This is a genomic window from Loktanella agnita (assembly GCF_046640325.1).
GTDB lineage: Bacteria > Pseudomonadota > Alphaproteobacteria > Rhodobacterales > Rhodobacteraceae > Yoonia > Yoonia agnita.
In genome coordinates this window covers 106664-122512 of the sequence record NZ_JBJMBF010000012.1, presented here as the reverse complement: position 1 = coordinate 122512, position 15849 = coordinate 106664, and the positions used below count along the sequence as shown (strand labels likewise).

Annotated in this window: 16 protein-coding genes; 5 read left to right on the top strand and 11 right to left on the bottom strand. The window is 57.5% G+C overall.

Annotated features, from left to right (window positions below; genetic code table 11):
* Positions 1 to 57: 57 nt before the first annotated feature.
* The 4 genes from ACJ5NV_RS14535 to lgt all read right to left on the bottom strand — a co-directional run bounded on the left by ACJ5NV_RS14535 (position 58) and on the right by lgt (position 4077).
* Positions 58 to 741, bottom strand: a complete 684-nt coding sequence (locus ACJ5NV_RS14535; protein ID WP_411644823.1) for a Hint domain-containing protein — start codon at positions 739 to 741, stop codon at positions 58 to 60.
* Between the two features lie 638 nt (positions 742 to 1379).
* The gene (pgeF, locus tag ACJ5NV_RS14530; protein WP_411644821.1) at positions 1380 to 2147 is read right to left on the bottom strand and encodes a peptidoglycan editing factor PgeF; all 768 of its coding nucleotides are present in this window, start codon (positions 2145 to 2147) and stop codon (positions 1380 to 1382) included.
* Positions 2144 to 3202, bottom strand: coding sequence for a class I SAM-dependent methyltransferase (locus tag ACJ5NV_RS14525; RefSeq protein ID WP_411644819.1), 1059 nt, complete (start codon positions 3200 to 3202; stop codon positions 2144 to 2146). The genes pgeF and ACJ5NV_RS14525 overlap by 4 nt, the downstream gene beginning before the upstream one ends.
* On the bottom strand, positions 3199 to 4077 hold the full coding sequence (gene lgt / locus ACJ5NV_RS14520) for a prolipoprotein diacylglyceryl transferase (protein WP_411644817.1): 879 nt from the start codon (positions 4075 to 4077) through the stop codon (positions 3199 to 3201). Before lgt ends, ACJ5NV_RS14525 begins: the two co-directional genes overlap by 4 nt.
* A gap of 103 nt (positions 4078 to 4180) precedes the next feature.
* Here lgt and ACJ5NV_RS14515 point away from each other — a divergent pair, with 103 nt between their 5' ends.
* On the top strand, positions 4181 to 4426 hold the full coding sequence (locus ACJ5NV_RS14515) for an accessory factor UbiK family protein (protein ID WP_411644815.1): 246 nt from the start codon (positions 4181 to 4183) through the stop codon (positions 4424 to 4426).
* 381 nt (positions 4427 to 4807) lie between these two features.
* Here the strand turns inward: ACJ5NV_RS14515 and ACJ5NV_RS14510 are convergent, their stop codons facing one another.
* Entirely contained in the window at positions 4808 to 5242 is a 435-nt protein-coding gene (locus ACJ5NV_RS14510) for a DMT family transporter (RefSeq protein ID WP_411644813.1), read from the bottom strand.
* 97 nt (positions 5243 to 5339) lie between these two features.
* On the opposite strand from ACJ5NV_RS14510, the gene ACJ5NV_RS14505 reads away from it, so the two are divergent.
* The 3 genes from ACJ5NV_RS14505 (at position 5340) to ACJ5NV_RS14495 (ending at position 6931) form a co-directional block, all read left to right on the top strand.
* Entirely contained in the window at positions 5340 to 5723 is a 384-nt protein-coding gene (locus ACJ5NV_RS14505; RefSeq protein ID WP_411644811.1) for a c-type cytochrome, read from the top strand.
* 97 nt (positions 5724 to 5820) lie between these two features.
* Positions 5821 to 6459: a DUF3047 domain-containing protein gene (locus tag ACJ5NV_RS14500; RefSeq protein ID WP_411644810.1), complete on the top strand. Its 639-nt coding sequence runs from the start codon at positions 5821 to 5823 to the stop codon at positions 6457 to 6459.
* Positions 6460 to 6535: 76 nt separating this feature from the next.
* On the top strand, positions 6536 to 6931 hold the full coding sequence (locus ACJ5NV_RS14495; RefSeq protein WP_411644809.1) for a c-type cytochrome: 396 nt from the start codon (positions 6536 to 6538) through the stop codon (positions 6929 to 6931).
* Here ACJ5NV_RS14495 and ACJ5NV_RS14490 read toward each other — a convergent pair.
* From ACJ5NV_RS14490 to ACJ5NV_RS14465, 6 genes are all read right to left on the bottom strand, one after another.
* On the bottom strand, positions 6896 to 7618 hold the full coding sequence (locus ACJ5NV_RS14490; RefSeq protein WP_411644807.1) for a DUF1194 domain-containing protein: 723 nt from the start codon (positions 7616 to 7618) through the stop codon (positions 6896 to 6898). The two genes, ACJ5NV_RS14495 and ACJ5NV_RS14490, sit on opposite strands and share 36 nt — an antisense overlap.
* A 488-nt stretch (positions 7619 to 8106) precedes the next feature.
* Positions 8107 to 9042 (bottom strand): COG2958 family protein, encoded by a 936-nt coding sequence (locus tag ACJ5NV_RS14485; RefSeq protein WP_411644805.1) that lies wholly within the window; start codon positions 9040 to 9042, stop codon positions 8107 to 8109.
* A 39-nt stretch (positions 9043 to 9081) separates the two neighbouring features.
* Positions 9082 to 11040: a DNA topoisomerase IV subunit B gene (gene parE, locus ACJ5NV_RS14480; protein ID WP_411644804.1), complete on the bottom strand. Its 1959-nt coding sequence runs from the start codon at positions 11038 to 11040 to the stop codon at positions 9082 to 9084.
* A 108-nt stretch (positions 11041 to 11148) separates the two neighbouring features.
* Complete coding sequence (locus tag ACJ5NV_RS14475; protein ID WP_411644802.1) at positions 11149 to 12234, bottom strand: Hint domain-containing protein; 1086 nt, start codon at positions 12232 to 12234, stop codon at positions 11149 to 11151.
* Positions 12235 to 12750: 516 nt separating this feature from the next.
* Positions 12751 to 14034, bottom strand: a complete 1284-nt coding sequence (locus ACJ5NV_RS14470) for an alpha/beta hydrolase family protein (RefSeq protein ID WP_411644801.1) — start codon at positions 14032 to 14034, stop codon at positions 12751 to 12753.
* A 283-nt stretch (positions 14035 to 14317) separates the two neighbouring features.
* Positions 14318 to 14806, bottom strand: a complete 489-nt coding sequence (locus tag ACJ5NV_RS14465) for a hypothetical protein (protein WP_411644799.1) — start codon at positions 14804 to 14806, stop codon at positions 14318 to 14320.
* Positions 14807 to 14956: 150 nt separating this feature from the next.
* On the opposite strand from ACJ5NV_RS14465, the gene ACJ5NV_RS14460 reads away from it, so the two are divergent.
* Positions 14957 to 15841 carry an NAD-dependent epimerase/dehydratase family protein gene (locus ACJ5NV_RS14460; protein WP_411644797.1) on the top strand — a complete coding sequence of 295 codons (885 nt, stop codon included), beginning with the start codon at positions 14957 to 14959 and terminating at the stop codon, positions 15839 to 15841.
* Positions 15842 to 15849: the final 8 nt, after the last annotated feature.

Here is a 15849-nt window from a genome sequence, read left to right as displayed (position 1 = left end):
AATATTTCTGATGCGCCACGCGGTCACGACTTTGGGTGCAGGAGGGCGCGAAACGCTTTAACCGCCGTCCAGCAGGTCCAGATCGCGCAATCGCAGCCGTGGATTTCGCATTTCACCGAAATCATCGAAATCGCGTTTATGCGGGAAGAGCGACAGATACTGGCTGAGCAGATCACCCCGCAGTCCCAGCGAAAAGGCGGTGCCGGGGTGCAGGCTTTCGATTTCGATCCCATTGACCGAGAGGCGCTGATGCGCGGCAAAGCCAAGCTGATAGACATTGACCGGCGCGACTGGGCGCAATGCGATGAACTGGTTGCCATCGACAAAGTCTCGCACCGGAACAAAGGCCGCGCGTTTTCCGGTCAGGGTACGGACCCCATGGGCGCGGTGTAGCAGCCGCGCGGTTGGTCCCAGCACCAGATCCGGGGAAGGGCGCGCAGGCCCCAGCGCATCAGCAGTGATCCGAGTCAGCGCCGCATGTTCCGGACTGGTTTCCTGATCGTCCGGGCGCAGCGTCATCATCCCGCGCCAGCGCAGCGTGTCGAACGTCCCATCGGACAGGCGCACCTTGTCGCCGGGCAGCAGGTCTTCGACCGCCATCGGGCCGCTTTCGGTCTGTAGAATGGCACCGTGACCGAATGCCCCAAATGCATCCTCGAACGCGGATAAAGCGGGCGCGCTGCGCGATATTTCCTCAATCTGGCCGGAGGGGGTGAGGTAGGCGATCTCATATTTGCGCATATGAAGCGCGGTTTGAGATCGCCCGCCTATTCTAGCGGTCCGAACCGTTAGGTCCGGCTGTGTTGTCAACCCCGCCTGGTAAGACGAAGGCCCTTTCGGAGGCACGTTCATGTGATCGCCAAAAAGGTTTTCACATCGTTTGCGCGCCCCACCGACAACATCTGAGGAGTGTTGCTAACTGCCCCATATTGGTCACATTTCTGACACCTTGTCAAAGGGGTTTTTTCATCGGTGACGCTGAATCCCCAATGTTCCAATACGGGCTGGTATTGTTTCGCAAACGTCCGCAGAGCACGGGCATTGTGACGGCAAACACTGCTGCCATGAAGCGTGGCAGAGTTAAGCAAGGTTATTCTCAATCTGTTGTTTTTGATGGAAGTTACCCAGCGATACCGGATAGGGAGAGTAGACGGGTCCGGGCGCGCTATTGCCGTTTCCACAGCAAACGATGCCATCAACTGCTATAACAGCCTCTGACACGCTTTGATCTTGGCTTTTCCGCATCGTACCCTCTGACCCTTGTGCCAGTTTCCATTCAACAACAGCGACATGCTGTGCGAGTAAACTGTCAAAACTTGGGCAAAGACGTGGCGCGATAGAGGTGGGCGTTCGCCTGATGGTAGCAAAAATTGCTAGCTTTATGTCTCAGTTTTGAGACGAATGCTGGCGATCAGCCGTCCGTAGTCGGCCTCTTTATGGTGAACAGAGCGGCGATAGCTGTAGAATCTTTCGGGATCGGCATAGGTGCAGTGCCGTGTCCATTTGACCGTACCCACATCAAAGGCACGCAGCCGGTGCAAGCCAAAGCCGGGCAGGTCGAATTGGAAACGGTCATCGACACCGTTGATAAAGAAACGTTCATATTGCGGGTCTGCGGCCAGAAATGTATCGCGGAAATCCGGGCCGACTTCGTAATTTTGCAGGCTGATCGACGGGCCGATCACGGCGGCCATATTCGCCCGCGATGCGCCCAATTTTTCCATCTGTGTGACCGTCGCCTCAAGGACGCCGTTCAACGCGCCCTTCCATCCGGCATGGGCCGCACCGATTACACCAGCTTTTGCATCCGCAAAAAGTACGGGCTGGCAATCTGCCGTCAGCACCGACAGCGCCACGTCAGTTCTAGTGGTGACCAGCCCATCTGCCTTGGGCACGGATTTCAGCGGCTCCGTGATCGTGACCACATCGGGTGAATGAACCTGATGCACGCCGATCAGTCGGTCTGGCTGAACCTGCATCGATTTGGCGACACGTTCCCGGTTAATGCTGACGATTTCATGCTGGTCAGAGCTGCCATAGCCACAGTTCAAACCCGTAAAGACCCCCGAAGAGGCACCGCCTTTGCGGGTGAAAAAACCATGCGTCGTCTGGGCGAGTGCAGGGTCTGTGATGATTTCGAGCGTCATGCTTCCAATCCGGGCGGGGGCGCGGCCTGTTGGGGATAGATGCCGACGACCTTGAACAGCTGGCCCATTTCGGCGGGGTGGGTCAAGCGCCGATGCGCAGCGATATGGTTTTGCAGCGTATCATCGCTGAGTGTTTGCGCAAGGCTTTGCGCGCGCTGTGTAATTCCTAGCCTTTCAAGAAAAACGCCCTGCGTTGTCAGCCGGGTGTAGCGCGCCGGTCCCGCGTGCTGGGCGATGGCGGCAAAATCGACATGGGCGGTCAGGTCGGCAGTGCCGGGCGCGTCAAGCGGGTTCGCTTGTTTGTGGGCGGACAGCGCTTGCAGCGTGTCGCCCAGCGACTGCCAGTCGCCGTAGTCAATAATCAATGCAGCGCCGCCCACAGCGTCGATCCGTTGCCCGATCGTTTGCATGATGCCGGGTAGGGCGGGGCAATGTTCGATCAGGTCGCCATCCTGCGTATCGTCCAGCCGATCTGCCAGCATCGCCAGCGGGGCAGGGGCTGACAGCCCAAGGCTCAGCGCATCATCAGTCAGCCCGACCATCCGTTCCCGCCAGCTGTCACCATCCCGTACGAATTGCCGGATCGGCAGCGCGTCAAAGAATTCATTGGCGATCAGAAACAGCGGCGCGTCGGGTAAGGTGTCGATTGTGTCATGCCAGTGCGCATCCGGCACAGCCTGCGCCTGAAGCGCGCGCAGCGGGGCGGAGCTTTCGACGAAGTGAACCGATATTGCGTCGTGAAAGCCGGGGACATTCCGCGTGGCCCGCAGCGCATCGGCCATTAGCGTGCCGCGCCCTGGGCCAAGCTCTGCCAGTGTGATGGGCGCAGGCGATCCCTGATCCATCCAGCTTTGCGCCAGCGCCAGCCCGATCAGCTCTCCGAACATCTGGCTGATTTCGGGGGCAGTGATGAAATCGCCCTTCGCGCCCAGCGGATCACGGGTGCTGTAATAGCCGTGGGTGGGATGCATCAGGCATTCCCCCATATAATCGGCGAGGGTGATCGGCCCCGTCCGGGCAATCCGGGTTTTGAGCAGATCCGCCAGTGCCGTCATTTGCGCCGCGCGTAGAGGATCACGATCAGGCCGATGATGATCATCGGCAGGCTTAGCAACTGGCCCATGGTCAGACCGTAGCCGTTGTATTGCAGGGCGAGGCCCAGCGGGTTGCCTGTGCCAACGAATTGCGCATCCGGTTGTCGCGCGAATTCTACGAGGAAACGCGCAGCGCCGTAGCCCATAAAGAACACAGCTGTCAGCAGCCAATGCCGTTTTAGTGCGCCAAAGCGAAAGGCCAGTGTGAACAGGATCAGACCCAGCAGTAGCCCCTCCAGCCCCGCTTCATAAAGCTGGGACGGATGGCGCACGCAGGGTTCCAGCGGGGTGGCGCAGCTTTGCGCGGCGGCACCTGGAAAGACCACGCCCCACGGCAGATCGGTGGGCCGGCCCCAAAGCTCTGCATTGATGAAATTGGCGCAGCGGACCAGCAGGATAGACGGGGTGGCGGCCACAGCGATGACGTCTGACAGTTCGGGCAGGGGCACTTTGTGCCTGCGGCTGAACAAGACGACAGCCAGCACCACGCCGATGAACCCACCGTGAAACGACAGCCCGCCTTCCCAGATTTTGAAAATATCGACAGGGTTGGCCAGAAAGTCACTGGGCTTGTAGAACAGCACATAACCCAGCCGCCCGCCGCCGATCACGCCAAAGACGATATAGGTCAGCAGGTCTTCCAACTGGCTGACCTGCATCGGCGGGCCATTGCGCCACAACTGTGGACGCCGCAGGGCGGCGCGGATCGCCAGCCAGCCAAGTCCGATACCGACGATATAGCCCATCGCATACCAGCGCAGGGCAAGGTTGAAGCCGAAAAGCTCGACGGCGAAAATCTCGGGTGAGATATCGGGAAAGGGGATGGCACCATACATAATGCATGTGTTTCCCCAAGGGTGCGGCGAAGTCAACCAGCCATCGCGCCTTGTGCGACTGCCCGCTTGGTCCCATATAGGGATTAACCGACCGGAGAATGCCATGCAGACGAAGAACAAGATTTTTGACGACCTCAGCCAGTTGATGACCAACGCCATGGGCGTGGCGCAAGGGGCCAAGGATGAAGCCAATACCGCAATGAAATCCATGATGGACCGCTGGCTGGCGGATCGTGATCTAGTTACCCGCGAAGAGTTTGATGCCGTCCGGGCGATGGCGCAGAAAGCCCGCGAAGAAAACGAAGCGCTGAAGGCCCGTTTGGACGCGCTGGAAGCGAAGAAAAAGTAAGTTCGGTTTGACCGTACAATGAAAGCGATCTTTCCGTTAAAAAGGGTGCCTGTCTTGCGGATCGGCACCCTTTTTCGTGTTCAGAAAAAGCTGACACCATTATCCGCTATAGGCAGCGTGCGCTGACCAGTTGACTGACTAAAGCTACGATATTGCCCGCCTTAGACAGCTCGACCCGCACCTTGTGGCCGACATGCAGGGCGGTAATAGCCACCACGCAAGTCGTCTTCGCGGCGCCATTGGGGCATGCGCGCGCAGTGGGGAATATAATCTCTCTTCCACATCACGCGCCGCCTGATCCTTCGGGGTAAGGATACGTCGAAAATCGTCGACAGCAGTGGGAAGATGATGATGCGGCGCTATGGGGTTTGAAAGGTCTCATCAAACCTTTTGCGTAACAAAGACACCCGCAGCCATCAGCGCGATCCCTGCGGCGCGGGTCAGCGTCAGGGGCGATGTTTGCGCGGTAAACAGCCCGAAATGGTCAATGGCTGCGGCCGAGATTAACTGACCTAAAAGCACAAAGAATACCGCATTGCCGACGCCCATTGTCGGTGCGATCCAGGTGATGGACAACACATAGAACGCCACCAGCAGTCCCGCCAGAAACAGATGCCTTGGGGCCGTGGGCAGCTTTGCCACGGCTTGCGGATTGGTCAGCAGAGCAGTGATCGCCGCCACCGCAAAGGCGATGATAAACAGCACCGCGCCAGCGACGGCTGGCGATCCGATATAGCGACCCAATGCGGCGTTCAGCGCAGCAAGGACGGGCACCCCGATCCCGGCGGCGAGCATGATCAGTGCGTGGTGAGCCATGTTTGATCCTTTGCAAAAATCCAACGGCAGCGTGACGCAGATCAAGACAGAGCGCCACCGCGATGTTAAACTGGCACACAACAAAAGGAGGCTGGGCATGCGTGTTTTGATCATACTGAGCGTTTTGGGGCTAAGTGCCTGTGTCGATGAGCCGCCGACCCCGCGCGAAACATACCTGACTGAATGCGCTGGCTGTCACGGGCGGGATGGGCGCGGCAATGGTCCTGCGGCGCGGGGGCTTGAAACTGCACCACCTGATCTGACAATGATCGCGGCCCGTAATGGCGGGGCTTTCCCCCGCAATCAGGTGATGAGCACGATTGACGGGCTGGACCGAGGCGCGCATTTCAGCGCTGCGATGCCGGAATTTGGGGCCGGGGATCTGGGCGAAACGGTGATCGTCGAAGCCGATGGGCTGGGCACGCCGACCCCAGTTAAATTACTGGCGCTGGCCGATTATCTGGAAAGCATCCAGCAGTAACACCTTTGACAATGATGTGAGGTTCCGGGCTTTTCCTGTTTCTGCTTGGCGCAGGCGCTATCTATCTGTGCAGCCATAGTAAAAGGAACCAGTGACCATGCGCCCGATTTTGTCCGTCGCCCTACTATTTGCGACTACGCTTTCTGCCAATGCGGGGCCCGTTAGTTTTATTAGCGGCTGGGCAGAGCAGCGGTTGCAGCTTTTCAATTCCAACGATTATGCCTTTGGCACGCAGTTGGGCATCGTGTCGGACGGCGCGGTATCGCTGGCCTGGACACGGTTGCCGCGCGCGGAGTGGGAGGCACGGAAAGCGATGTGGGACTGGCGTGTGGATCAGTCTGTGCCTGCCACTGATTTGGCGCGCAAGGGCGGCGACGACCGTAATATCTCGATCTATTTTGTGTTCCTGCCAGAAGCGCAGGCGAATGCGATGGAGGGTGCGAATATCCGGCGTCTGATGGGCAATGATGATGTGCGCATCCTGCAATATGCTTGGGGCGGAAACCATGCGCGCGGTGCGGTGCTCGGCTCGCCTTATGCGCCGGGGCAGGGGGCAACCGTGGCGCTGCGGCAGGCCGGGACCGGTGCACATAGCGAAAGCGTTGATTTGACACGCGATTATGCGAATGCCTTTGGCGGCACCCCCGGTGCGCTGGTCGGGCTGGCGGTGTCAGCCGACAGTGACGATACGGATAGCATGATACGCGCTGCGGTGGGGAACATGCGGCTGAACTGAACCAAGGTTGATTTACGTCAACGCGCGGGCGGCGCAATTGTGGTAGTCTGACATCAAAGCCATGATGGAGGACGCGATGCGACGACTGTTGTTGGTGATGATGCTAATGTTGGGTGCCCCGGTGACGGCGCAGGATGCGCTGCAGGGGGCATCGCTTTACCGGTTTCACTGCGCCACATGTCACGGGGTGGCGGCCATGGGGAACGGGCCGATGGCCCCTTCGCTGGTGGTGCAGCCTGTAGATCTGACCGCGCTAAAGGCCAGGAATGGCGGTGTTTTTCCGACGACACGCGTGGTGATGCGCATTGATGGAAGTGATCCGCTGATAAGCCACGGCAGTGCGATGCCGGTCTATGGCGACTTCTTCGCAGGCACAGATGTGGCGACCAAGGCCGAGACGGGGCAGCCGATCATGACTTCGCAGCCGATTGTTGATTTACTCGCCTATCTTCGGACGCTCCAGCAGGAGTGAGGCGTAATCGCTGCCCGGTATCGTCCCGGCGATTTCGAGGATCAGCTTGCGTTTCACAGCTTCTGTAAACTCCGGCCCGCTACGGGCAGGCAGGACAAAAGCGTTGGGGCCGCCGATGATATTGTCGGCATAGGCTTGTTCCAGATTACCCGCATTAAAGCGCCCGTCGCGCAGGATCGGCAGGGCGTTGATCGTGATCCCAGCGGCGAGCACTTGATCGCGTGCGACCGTGATTTGTGGCCCGTAAGTGTTACCCATACTGTCGCCGGAAAAGTCGATCACACGACGGAAGCCCCTGATATCGTTGGAGTCTATCTGCGTCATCCCATAGAGCAGGGCTGACCCGATTGCATTGCGCCCGCCTGCCTGTCGGGGCGGGCCGATCAGCGCATTGGCGAAGCCTGTCGCGCTGTCCATATCGGCGATCACGGTCCAGTCCACCACCGTGGCTTGGTTCGTCGCCCATTCCACGTAAGTCACTGCGATGGACCCATAAAGCGTGTTCTGGATCGCCGAGACGACCGCCGGATCGGTGATTGCGGTGGCGTAGGATTGGCGCTGGAACGCCAGCTCATCCGCGTCGATGGAGCCGGAGGCATCAGCCAAGAGCACAAGTTCGAGATCGGTTTCGATGCTTTGTGCATGTATCGGGGTGGCGAGGAGGAGGAACAGGATCAAGCTGCGCATATTCGGATGGTAGCACTGCGCCGGGGGAAAGCAACGCCCGGTGGTGTTGCATTGGGGGTGCGTACGGTGCGGTGCCCGGGCCGCGTGCGAATCAAATGTGAATGCCTTTGTTTTATGCAGAAATGAGGGATCGGCAGGGCGTCGGAATTCCATCGGACTTACGTCGGACCTTTTGGCCCGTTTTCCGGGGTTAATGGGGCGTACGGTAGGTGGCGTTAGGGAATTGGTAGGGGGTGATCATGTTGTCCACATGCACGTGGTAAGGTGCGCAATCTTGCGCACCTTACCACGTGGGCGGAGAGAACGTGGCCTTGCGTATGTTGTGCGGCCTATCCCTCTATTGCCCGGCATCGCCGGGCAGCGCCCGGACCTCCCCCATGGGGAGGGCGCTTCGCACCCACCCCGAGGACCGGATGCTGCCAATGATTAGGTGCAGCGAATTTCAATTAGTAAAGTGAATGGGCGCGACTTTGATTGTCACTTTTGGTCTAGTGCCATTCAGACGGCTTCAGATTACCCGTTTGATAGAACTGGCGAACCAAGCTTACATAATCCTTAAAATCAGGGTTTTGTTGAACAATTCGGTTAACTGTGCCCCAGTCTATTTCAGCCCTCTCTCGGCTTGGGATAAGTATTTCACTTGAGGAGAAGTCCTCGGGATCGAATCTCATTACTCCAATACCGTGAAGGCCTGACAGCAAACGCAGTTCTCCGAGGGTTTCCGAACCTTGGAATTCGACGGCGACGAGATAGCCGAGATTTGCCCACGAGGAGTTACTTACAGCCTGAAAGAATGTTTCACGAAGATTAGTACTATTCACTTTAAGCTTGAGTTCGAATGACCAGAGTTTTGTCTTCTTGTCCGAGTACTCTTTTGCGCAATCAATTACTTCGCGGTCCCAATGCTGACTGAGATCTTCCATTCCGACAATATCCGGGAACAACCACCTGTTTCCGTTACTCCCGCGGTTGTTACTCGATTTCCGCTCATCGATTCGTTTGCATATAACTTGATGCTCATTGTGCAAATAGTCTCGAAAAAGCGGGTATAGGTCGTGTTCTGAATGCTTTACACCTTGTGTTTGTTCATTGCCAATTAGATCAGATACAGCATTCTCGGCGACCTCCTCTAATTCAGACTTGTCAGAATAAAAGAACTTCCTTGGTCGTCCTTCGGTCGTACGGATTGCGTGCCGACCTTCCAGACCTTTCCGCTGTGCACCAATCTCGGCTACGATTTGTTGGAGCATTGCGTCGTCAGTATCCAACGGAGTTTTTCGCGCGGCGCTTTTTTTGCGCTTGTTCTCAACGGCTTCTGGATGGGTCTCCATTATCCAAATAGCGATTTGCCTTGCTGTAAAGCGAACATCAGGATTGGCTCTAAGATACTCGGGGACAAATTTTGTTATGCTGAAATTTGTCAATTGTTCCTCCAAGGCCTTCCTGCTGACATTTCATAGCTTTTACACATCCAACTCCTCCACGAACCGTGCGTTCTCCTGAATATACTGGAACCGCAATTCCGGCTTTTTGCCCATCAGCCGCTCGACCAGGTCCGCCGTGTCTCCGGGCTCGTCGTCATGCACGGTCACGCGGATCAGCTTGCGGGTCTTGGGGTCCATCGTGGTTTCTTTCAGGTCCTTGGCGTCCATTTCGCCAAGCCCCTTGAACCGCTGCACGTCGATTTTGCCTTTGCCGCCGAGGCCTTTGGCCAGCACCGCCTCTTTTTCAGCATCATCGGCCACATAGACCCGCTTTGCCCCTTGGGTCAGACGGTAGAGCGGGGGGCAGGCCAGATAGAGGTGCCCGTGGTCGATCAGCGGCCGCATCTGGGTGAAGAAGAAGGTCATCAGCAGCGAGGCGATATGCGCGCCGTCCACATCCGCGTCGGTCATGATGATGATCTTGTCGTAGCGCAGGTCTTCGACGTTGAACTTCGTGCCCATCCGCACGCCGAGCGCCTCGCAGAGGTCGTTGATTTCGGCGTTGGAGGTCAGCTTGTTCGAGGCCGCGCCCAGCACATTCAGGATCTTACCTTTGAGCGGCAGAAGCGCCTGTTTTTCCCGGTTCCGCGCGCCTTTGCCAGAGCCGCCGGCGCTGTCGCCCTCGACAATGAACAGTTCGGTCCCGGAGCGGTCCTTGGAGGTGCAATCAGTTAATTTTCCCGGCAGGCGCAGTTTTTTCGTTGCGGATTTACGTGCGGTTTCCTTTTCCTGTCGCCGCCGCAGCCGCTCTTCGGCCCGCAGCACAAGGAAATCGAGGATCGCCCCGGCGGATTTTGTATCCGCCGCCAGCCAGTTGTCGAAGTGGTCGCGCACAGCGCCTTCGGTCATTTTCGCCGCGGCCTCGGTCGAGAGCCGGTCTTTGGTTTGCCCCACAAAGGCGGGGTCGCGGATGAAGCAGGAGACCAGCGCGCAGCCGCCTGAAATCAGGTCGTCGCGGGTGATCTGCGCGGCCTTCTTGTTGCCTGCAAGTTCGCCGTAGGCCTTGATCCCTTTCAGGATCGCCGCCCAGAAGCCGGTGACATGGGTGCCGCCTTCGGGCGTGGGCACGGTGTTACAGTAGGATTGGATGAAGCCGTCGCGCACGGGGGTCCAGTTGATCGCCCATTCGACCTTGCCCGGTTCGCCGAATTTTTCGTTGAAATCGACCGTGCCCGAAAAGGGTTTTTCGGAATAGGTGGAGGATTTGCCGAGCGTTTCTTTCAAGTAGTCTGACAGCCCACCGGGGAAGTGGAACGTGGCCTCGACCGGGGTTTCGCCGTCGTCGATTGCGGTTTTCCAGCGGATTTCGACGCCGCTGAACAGATAGGCTTTGGATCGGATGGATTTGAACAGCCGTGCGGGTTTGAACCGATGTGCCCCAAAGATTTCAGGGTCGGCGTGAAAGGTCGTGGTGGTCCCGCGCCGGTTGGGGGCGGCGCCGATTTCCTCGACCGGGCCCAGCGGGATGCCGCGTGAAAACCGCTGTTCCACCAGTTTGCGGTCGCGTGCGACCTGTACGACCATGCTGTCGGACAGCGCGTTGACGACCGAGGCACCGACCCCGTGCAAACCGCCGGAGGTCTGATAGGCCTTGCCCGAGAATTTGCCGCCTGCGTGCAGGGTGCATAAAATCACCTCAAGCGCGGATTTGCCGGGGAATTTCGGGTGCGGGTCAAAGGGCATGCCCCGCCCGTTATCGCGGATGGTGACGGAGTAATCGGCGTGCAGTTCAACCTCAATCCGATTAGCGTGCCCGGCGACCGCTTCGTCCATGGAGTTGTCGAGCACCTCGGCCACGAGGTGATGCAGCGCCCGTTCATCGGTGCCGCCGATATACATGCCGGGCCGTTTGCGCACCGGTTCGAGCCCTTCGAGGACTTCGATACTGTTGGCGTTGTAGTCATCGGGGGTGCCCCCGGAGAGGAGATCGTCGGCCATGGCACTGCTCATTCTTATGGTTTGGCACATAATGGCAGGCGGGCGCGGGGGGGGCAATCGGGGATTGGCAGGCTGTGGGGGATATCGCCGCGTCGCCTGCCGTTTGGATCAGGCGGCGCTGATTTGCTTCTGTGTGCGAGACGCCCAAAGTGCGGCTTCGTGCGCTTTGAGCACCAGCCGTGCGGCGCGGCGTTGATGAGGGTGGCTGCCATCCAGTTCCGGGAATAGTGCTGCGATTTCGGCTTTGCTTTCGGCGTCCAGCGCGGCCTGTCCGGTTTCGCCAAGAAACAGCGTTTCAGCGGGTACGCCATTGGCCCAGATGATTTCATGATCGTCAAAGAGCAGATGGATATAGTCGACCTCCCCCCCTTGCCGGATCGTGATTCCGTTGCCGTCAACCAGATGTTTGGCGGCGGCGAGCACTTCGGATTGGCCGAACAGCAGTTCGGATTCCGGTCCGCTGAGCAAGAGCCGGTGTTGCGGGCTGACTTCGAAACTGTCTGCAGCGCCCATCACGCCTTTGTTGATGCGGACCGGGGCCATCCGTCCAATCGCGGCGCGGGTTTGACGCCCGACCCAGCGGATCGGTTGCAACCCGTGGTCCATGGTCATCACAAGATCGCCAACGGCGAGGTCTTCGACCAGCCGTTCACCATCGCGGCAGGTGATCTTTGTGCCGGGGGTAAAGCAGAGCGGTTGGCTGTCGACACGATTTGCACCGAGGTTAGAAGCGTTCCCATTCTGGTCATAGATAGGCTGATTCAGAGTTAAGGATTGGATGCCTTTCGCCTCAATCGCGGCCTGATCGGCGTTGTCGGTGATTTCGGGTGCCCAATAGGTATTGCCATTGGTGTCTTGGAACAGCACCGCAGTAATATCTGCAGTGGTGCCGTCAATGTAGGTGATCGTGGCATTAAAGACGATGGTGACGTCGTGCGTTTGAGGCGGACCTCCATCAATGCTGAACTGGTCGTTCGAATTGTTGTTATCGAGATCGTAGGCGTTCGCCACGCCGCCCCCGAATCCGTTGCCTGCCGGTGAGAATGTCTGGATATTGTCTGCCAGTTTGTTCCCTGCAGACCCGTACGTTCCTAGGGAGTTGTTGACGGCGCTGGTCAATACGGTCGCATTGCCCTCTTGCGTATCCCATATTGGCAACTGGCCCAGAGAGAAGACTTTGAACGTCGTTGGCATACCGCACCACCATTTTAACTAGCGGCCCTTTTGGGCCGACACACACTGAACACAGACACGGCTCAACTACCGTATGAGTTTCACCTATCGCAAAGATTTATGGGACACCCGTTAAGATCACGAGGTCCTGTCCTAAAATCCACATGGAAGCGGCAATTTTCCGCTGAAAGTGGGGTGGGGGATGTTGTTTCTTGCGTATATCGCCGTGTGGTGTCGCTGAAATTACCTTCAGAGCGCTTAGATGATTCGCGCATTGGTGGCGATGTGCGTTTGAAATCTCTGTTGGGTTGTGTTTGGCAGAGCCGAAGAATCGCGCATCGTCAACTCTACAGCGTTTCGATTGATCCTTGAATCACAATTCGCTGCCTCTCCCTAACGGTCGCACGCGATTTGTGATGCTTGATGTCTCAAGTTAAAATCGAAACGCTTTAATGCGTGACAGATCACACCACATTGGCATGATTGTCAGTGTAAAGCCCGGTGGAGCCAAAGCCCCACCGAGTGATCTGCAAGAGGTTATTCCCCTGTCGCTTTTGTTTCGAACCGCAGCCCGGCGGCTGTCCGGTTGGGGAAGCCTGCCCAATAGCTGTGATCCTCAGTCGGGTTTCCTGCGTCATCGACGGACCAGACACTATCCTGCGCGACTGGCACGAGGTCGAAATAGGCGGCCATGTCGCTGTCACCTTTCAGGTGCAGGTCCAGATAGGCGGTGATGAAATGCTGGCTGATATTGTTCATCCGCACGCTGTCCCAGACCGCATCGGCATAATGGTCGAATGGCGCGTAGCCGAGCGGTTCGGAAAAGGCATAGCTTTCGGCAGGGGCGGGCATGGGCGCGCCGGCGTTGTGGTTGGCGGCCTCAAACGTCAGTAAGTGCCGTGTGGTGTTGACGGTGCCGTCAAAGATCCCACGGATCGCATCATATTCGGACACATCGTCGATCCCGCCTGCGATCAGCATCAGCGGTTTGTCGATCCCGGCGAGCCCGTCCGCATCCCAGAAGCCCCGGTTATTGCCCCAGGGACCGAAGGCGACAAAGGCTTTGATCGCGTCATTTTCCAGCGCGGCATGGCTGTCGCTGCCCATCAGGTTTCGTTCCAGCAGGCCGAGCGGTGCGCCCCATTCGTACTCTGTGCTGGCCTGCGTGACCCCCGCACCCGCATGGATCAAGGCGCCATAACCGCCCATGGAATAGCCAATGATCGCGACATTGTCGGCCTGAATAATCTGCCCCAGATCGCCGTCTAGCCCGGTGACGCTGTCGATCACAAACCGCTGGTCCCATGGTCGGTTCACGAGCGTGGATCCAAAGGTGGTCTGGTCGTCATAGGTGCTGTCCCGGTGATCAATGGAGGCGACGACATACCCTTTGGAGGCGAGGTTTTCGCCCAAAGGTGACATCAGATGCCGATTGCCCGGATAGCCATGTGAGATGATTACCAGCGGGTAGCTTTGTGATGTATCAGGGGTGGCATCGCGCGCGGCTTGCCCGGTCAGTGTGGCCTCTGTCACGCCATCGCGCAGCAGGGTTGTATAGGTGCCCCCTGCGGTGGTGTCATCCGTCGCTGGATACCAGATTTCAACGGTCAGGGACCGGTCGTAGGTCGACACCTCGCCCGTGGCACCGGATTTCACCACGTCAATCTGGTCGGGATTGCTGAAGCTTAGGGTGGTGACGCCGATTTTATGGGTATCAAAGGCCGCCAGTTCCGGTGCATCGGGCCGCACAATATCTATACGGTTTTCGGCGTGGGCCGCGCTGGCGGCGAAAAGTGTCAGGGCGGCGGGGAATATGCGCATCGGTCGCTCCATTTGCGGTGTGGTCGCCGCAAATGTTAACGTGGGATTTCACCAAGACAAGCCGTTGCGGGAGGTGATGCTCCGAGGATGGCCTATATGCCGCGGGCTAGTCCAATGATTTACTTGCTTAGTGAAAGTATAGGTTCCGCTGTGCGGTATCTCGGTGGCCTCGGCTTCTTTGATAGGGCTAGTTTTAAATCACCTTCGACAGCCTGCCAAACATCGGCAGGCGTGGCAGATGGACGGTAACGCCCCATGCTATCAGCGTGTTTTTGAGCCTCAGTCAGAAAGGTGTGACGTAGTTCTTCCATCCCCATTTCAAGTTGTGCGGCCGAGATTGACAAGTATGGAATGCACTTGAGCCGACAAATGGGAATTCCTCATGCATGTCTATTAATCCCGCCTCTTCCATTTCTTCTTTATTGACCGGGTCTGCTCCTGAACCTTGGAGAAATGTGAGTTCAATTGACGTCAATAGACAGTGCTTGTACTTTTTCTCGACCATTAGAAGTTCGCACATGCCCATTGCGGTGGCGGAATCCGCCAGCCCTTTATTTTCGTTCAACATACCCCAAATGACATCATTCGCGCGTTGGAGCATTCCGTTACGCTCGTATGAAATGAGTTGGGCGGACCAGAACCGGCTTTCACTGCCATGTGTGCCGCGAAAGAATCTGTTAAGCCATTTACGCACTTCGTTCTGGGTGCGTATGGAGAAGCGCTTCCTGAAGTTTGATATTTGAGTAGGGCTTTTCGTGTGGGTCGTGGCCATCGAGGTTGCCGTTGCTTTTTATGAGATTTTAGAAGTTGCAGCTTCGCTTATTGGAGGAATTGAAGAACATACTAACGCCCTAAGTCTGATGGTGCGCATTCTATCCAATCAGATTTTGCTACGCTATGATGCCACAAAACGGAGGATGAGATGCGGGTCTTTTTTACGGGCGGTAGCGGCAAGGCGGGCAAATGGGCAATCCGTCATTTGATGGCGCAGGGCCATACGGTGGTGAATGCGGACAAGGTGCCGTCGGGGCTGGACTGTTCCGAGCTGCTGATCGACCTGACCGACGCAGGGCAGGTGATCGGGGCGATGTCCCAGTTCACCGATTTTCACGAGCTTGATGCGGGTACCGGTGTGCCGACCTATGATGCGGTGGTGCATTTCGCAGCCGTCCCGCGCGTAATGATTGGCACCGATGGCGAATGTTTCCGCATTAATACCCAAACCACCTATAATGTGATCGAAGCGGCGGTGAAGCTGGGTATTCCCAAGGTGATTTTTGCCAGTTCCGAAACCACCTATGCTGTGTGTTTCGCCGATGGTGAGCTAAAGCCTGATTACGTGCCGATTGACGAGAAACATCCAACCGTCCCCCATGACAGCTATGCTATGTCCAAGGTCTGCAACGAGGTGACGGCGCGCTCGTTTCAGGCGCGGACCGGCACGGATATCTACGGGCTGCGGATCAATAACGTGATCGAGCCGGACGAATATGCCGAATTGTTCCCCGCCTTCATGGCGGACCCGTCGCTGCGCCGCCGTAATATCTTTGCCTATATCGACGCCCGCGATCTGGGCCATATGGTCGATTGCTGTCTTAAGGCTGATGGGCTGGGCTATGAGGTGTTCAACGTGTCCAATAACGATTTGTCGGTGGGGATCACCTCAGCCGAGGTGATCGACCGGTTCTATCAGGGTGTCGAGGTCCGTCGCGAGATGCGCCCGGATGAAACATTCTATGCCAATGACAAGGCGAAGGATTTGGTGGGTTTTGCCCCCAAGCATTCCTGGCGCGATGTATTGGGGTAGGCACCGCG

Excerpts from the sequence above, each read along its gene's own strand:
- ACJ5NV_RS14515 (WP_411644815.1), top strand. The coding sequence starts at position 4,181 with ATGCAGACGAAGAACAAGATTTTTGACGACCTCAGCCAGTTGATGACC.
- ACJ5NV_RS14495 (WP_411644809.1), top strand. The coding sequence starts at position 6,536 with ATGCGACGACTGTTGTTGGTGATGATGCTAATGTTGGGTGCCCCGGTG.
- ACJ5NV_RS14535 (WP_411644823.1), bottom strand. The coding sequence starts at position 741 with ATGCGCAAATATGAGATCGCCTACCTCACCCCCTCCGGCCAGATTGAG.
- ACJ5NV_RS14475 (WP_411644802.1), bottom strand. The coding sequence starts at position 12,234 with ATGCCAACGACGTTCAAAGTCTTCTCTCTGGGCCAGTTGCCAATATGG.
- ACJ5NV_RS14525 (WP_411644819.1), bottom strand. The coding sequence starts at position 3,202 with ATGACGGCACTGGCGGATCTGCTCAAAACCCGGATTGCCCGGACGGGG.
- ACJ5NV_RS14490 (WP_411644807.1), bottom strand. The coding sequence starts at position 7,618 with ATGCGCAGCTTGATCCTGTTCCTCCTCCTCGCCACCCCGATACATGCA.
- parE (WP_411644804.1), bottom strand. The coding sequence starts at position 11,040 with ATGGCCGACGATCTCCTCTCCGGGGGCACCCCCGATGACTACAACGCC.
- ACJ5NV_RS14465 (WP_411644799.1), bottom strand. The coding sequence starts at position 14,806 with ATGGCCACGACCCACACGAAAAGCCCTACTCAAATATCAAACTTCAGG.
- ACJ5NV_RS14460 (WP_411644797.1), top strand. The coding sequence starts at position 14,957 with ATGCGGGTCTTTTTTACGGGCGGTAGCGGCAAGGCGGGCAAATGGGCA.
- lgt (WP_411644817.1), bottom strand. The coding sequence starts at position 4,077 with ATGTATGGTGCCATCCCCTTTCCCGATATCTCACCCGAGATTTTCGCC.
- ACJ5NV_RS14505 (WP_411644811.1), top strand. The coding sequence starts at position 5,340 with ATGCGTGTTTTGATCATACTGAGCGTTTTGGGGCTAAGTGCCTGTGTC.
- pgeF (WP_411644821.1), bottom strand. The coding sequence starts at position 2,147 with ATGACGCTCGAAATCATCACAGACCCTGCACTCGCCCAGACGACGCAT.
- ACJ5NV_RS14500 (WP_411644810.1), top strand. The coding sequence starts at position 5,821 with ATGCGCCCGATTTTGTCCGTCGCCCTACTATTTGCGACTACGCTTTCT.
- ACJ5NV_RS14470 (WP_411644801.1), bottom strand. The coding sequence starts at position 14,034 with ATGCGCATATTCCCCGCCGCCCTGACACTTTTCGCCGCCAGCGCGGCC.
- ACJ5NV_RS14510 (WP_411644813.1), bottom strand. The coding sequence starts at position 5,242 with ATGGCTCACCACGCACTGATCATGCTCGCCGCCGGGATCGGGGTGCCC.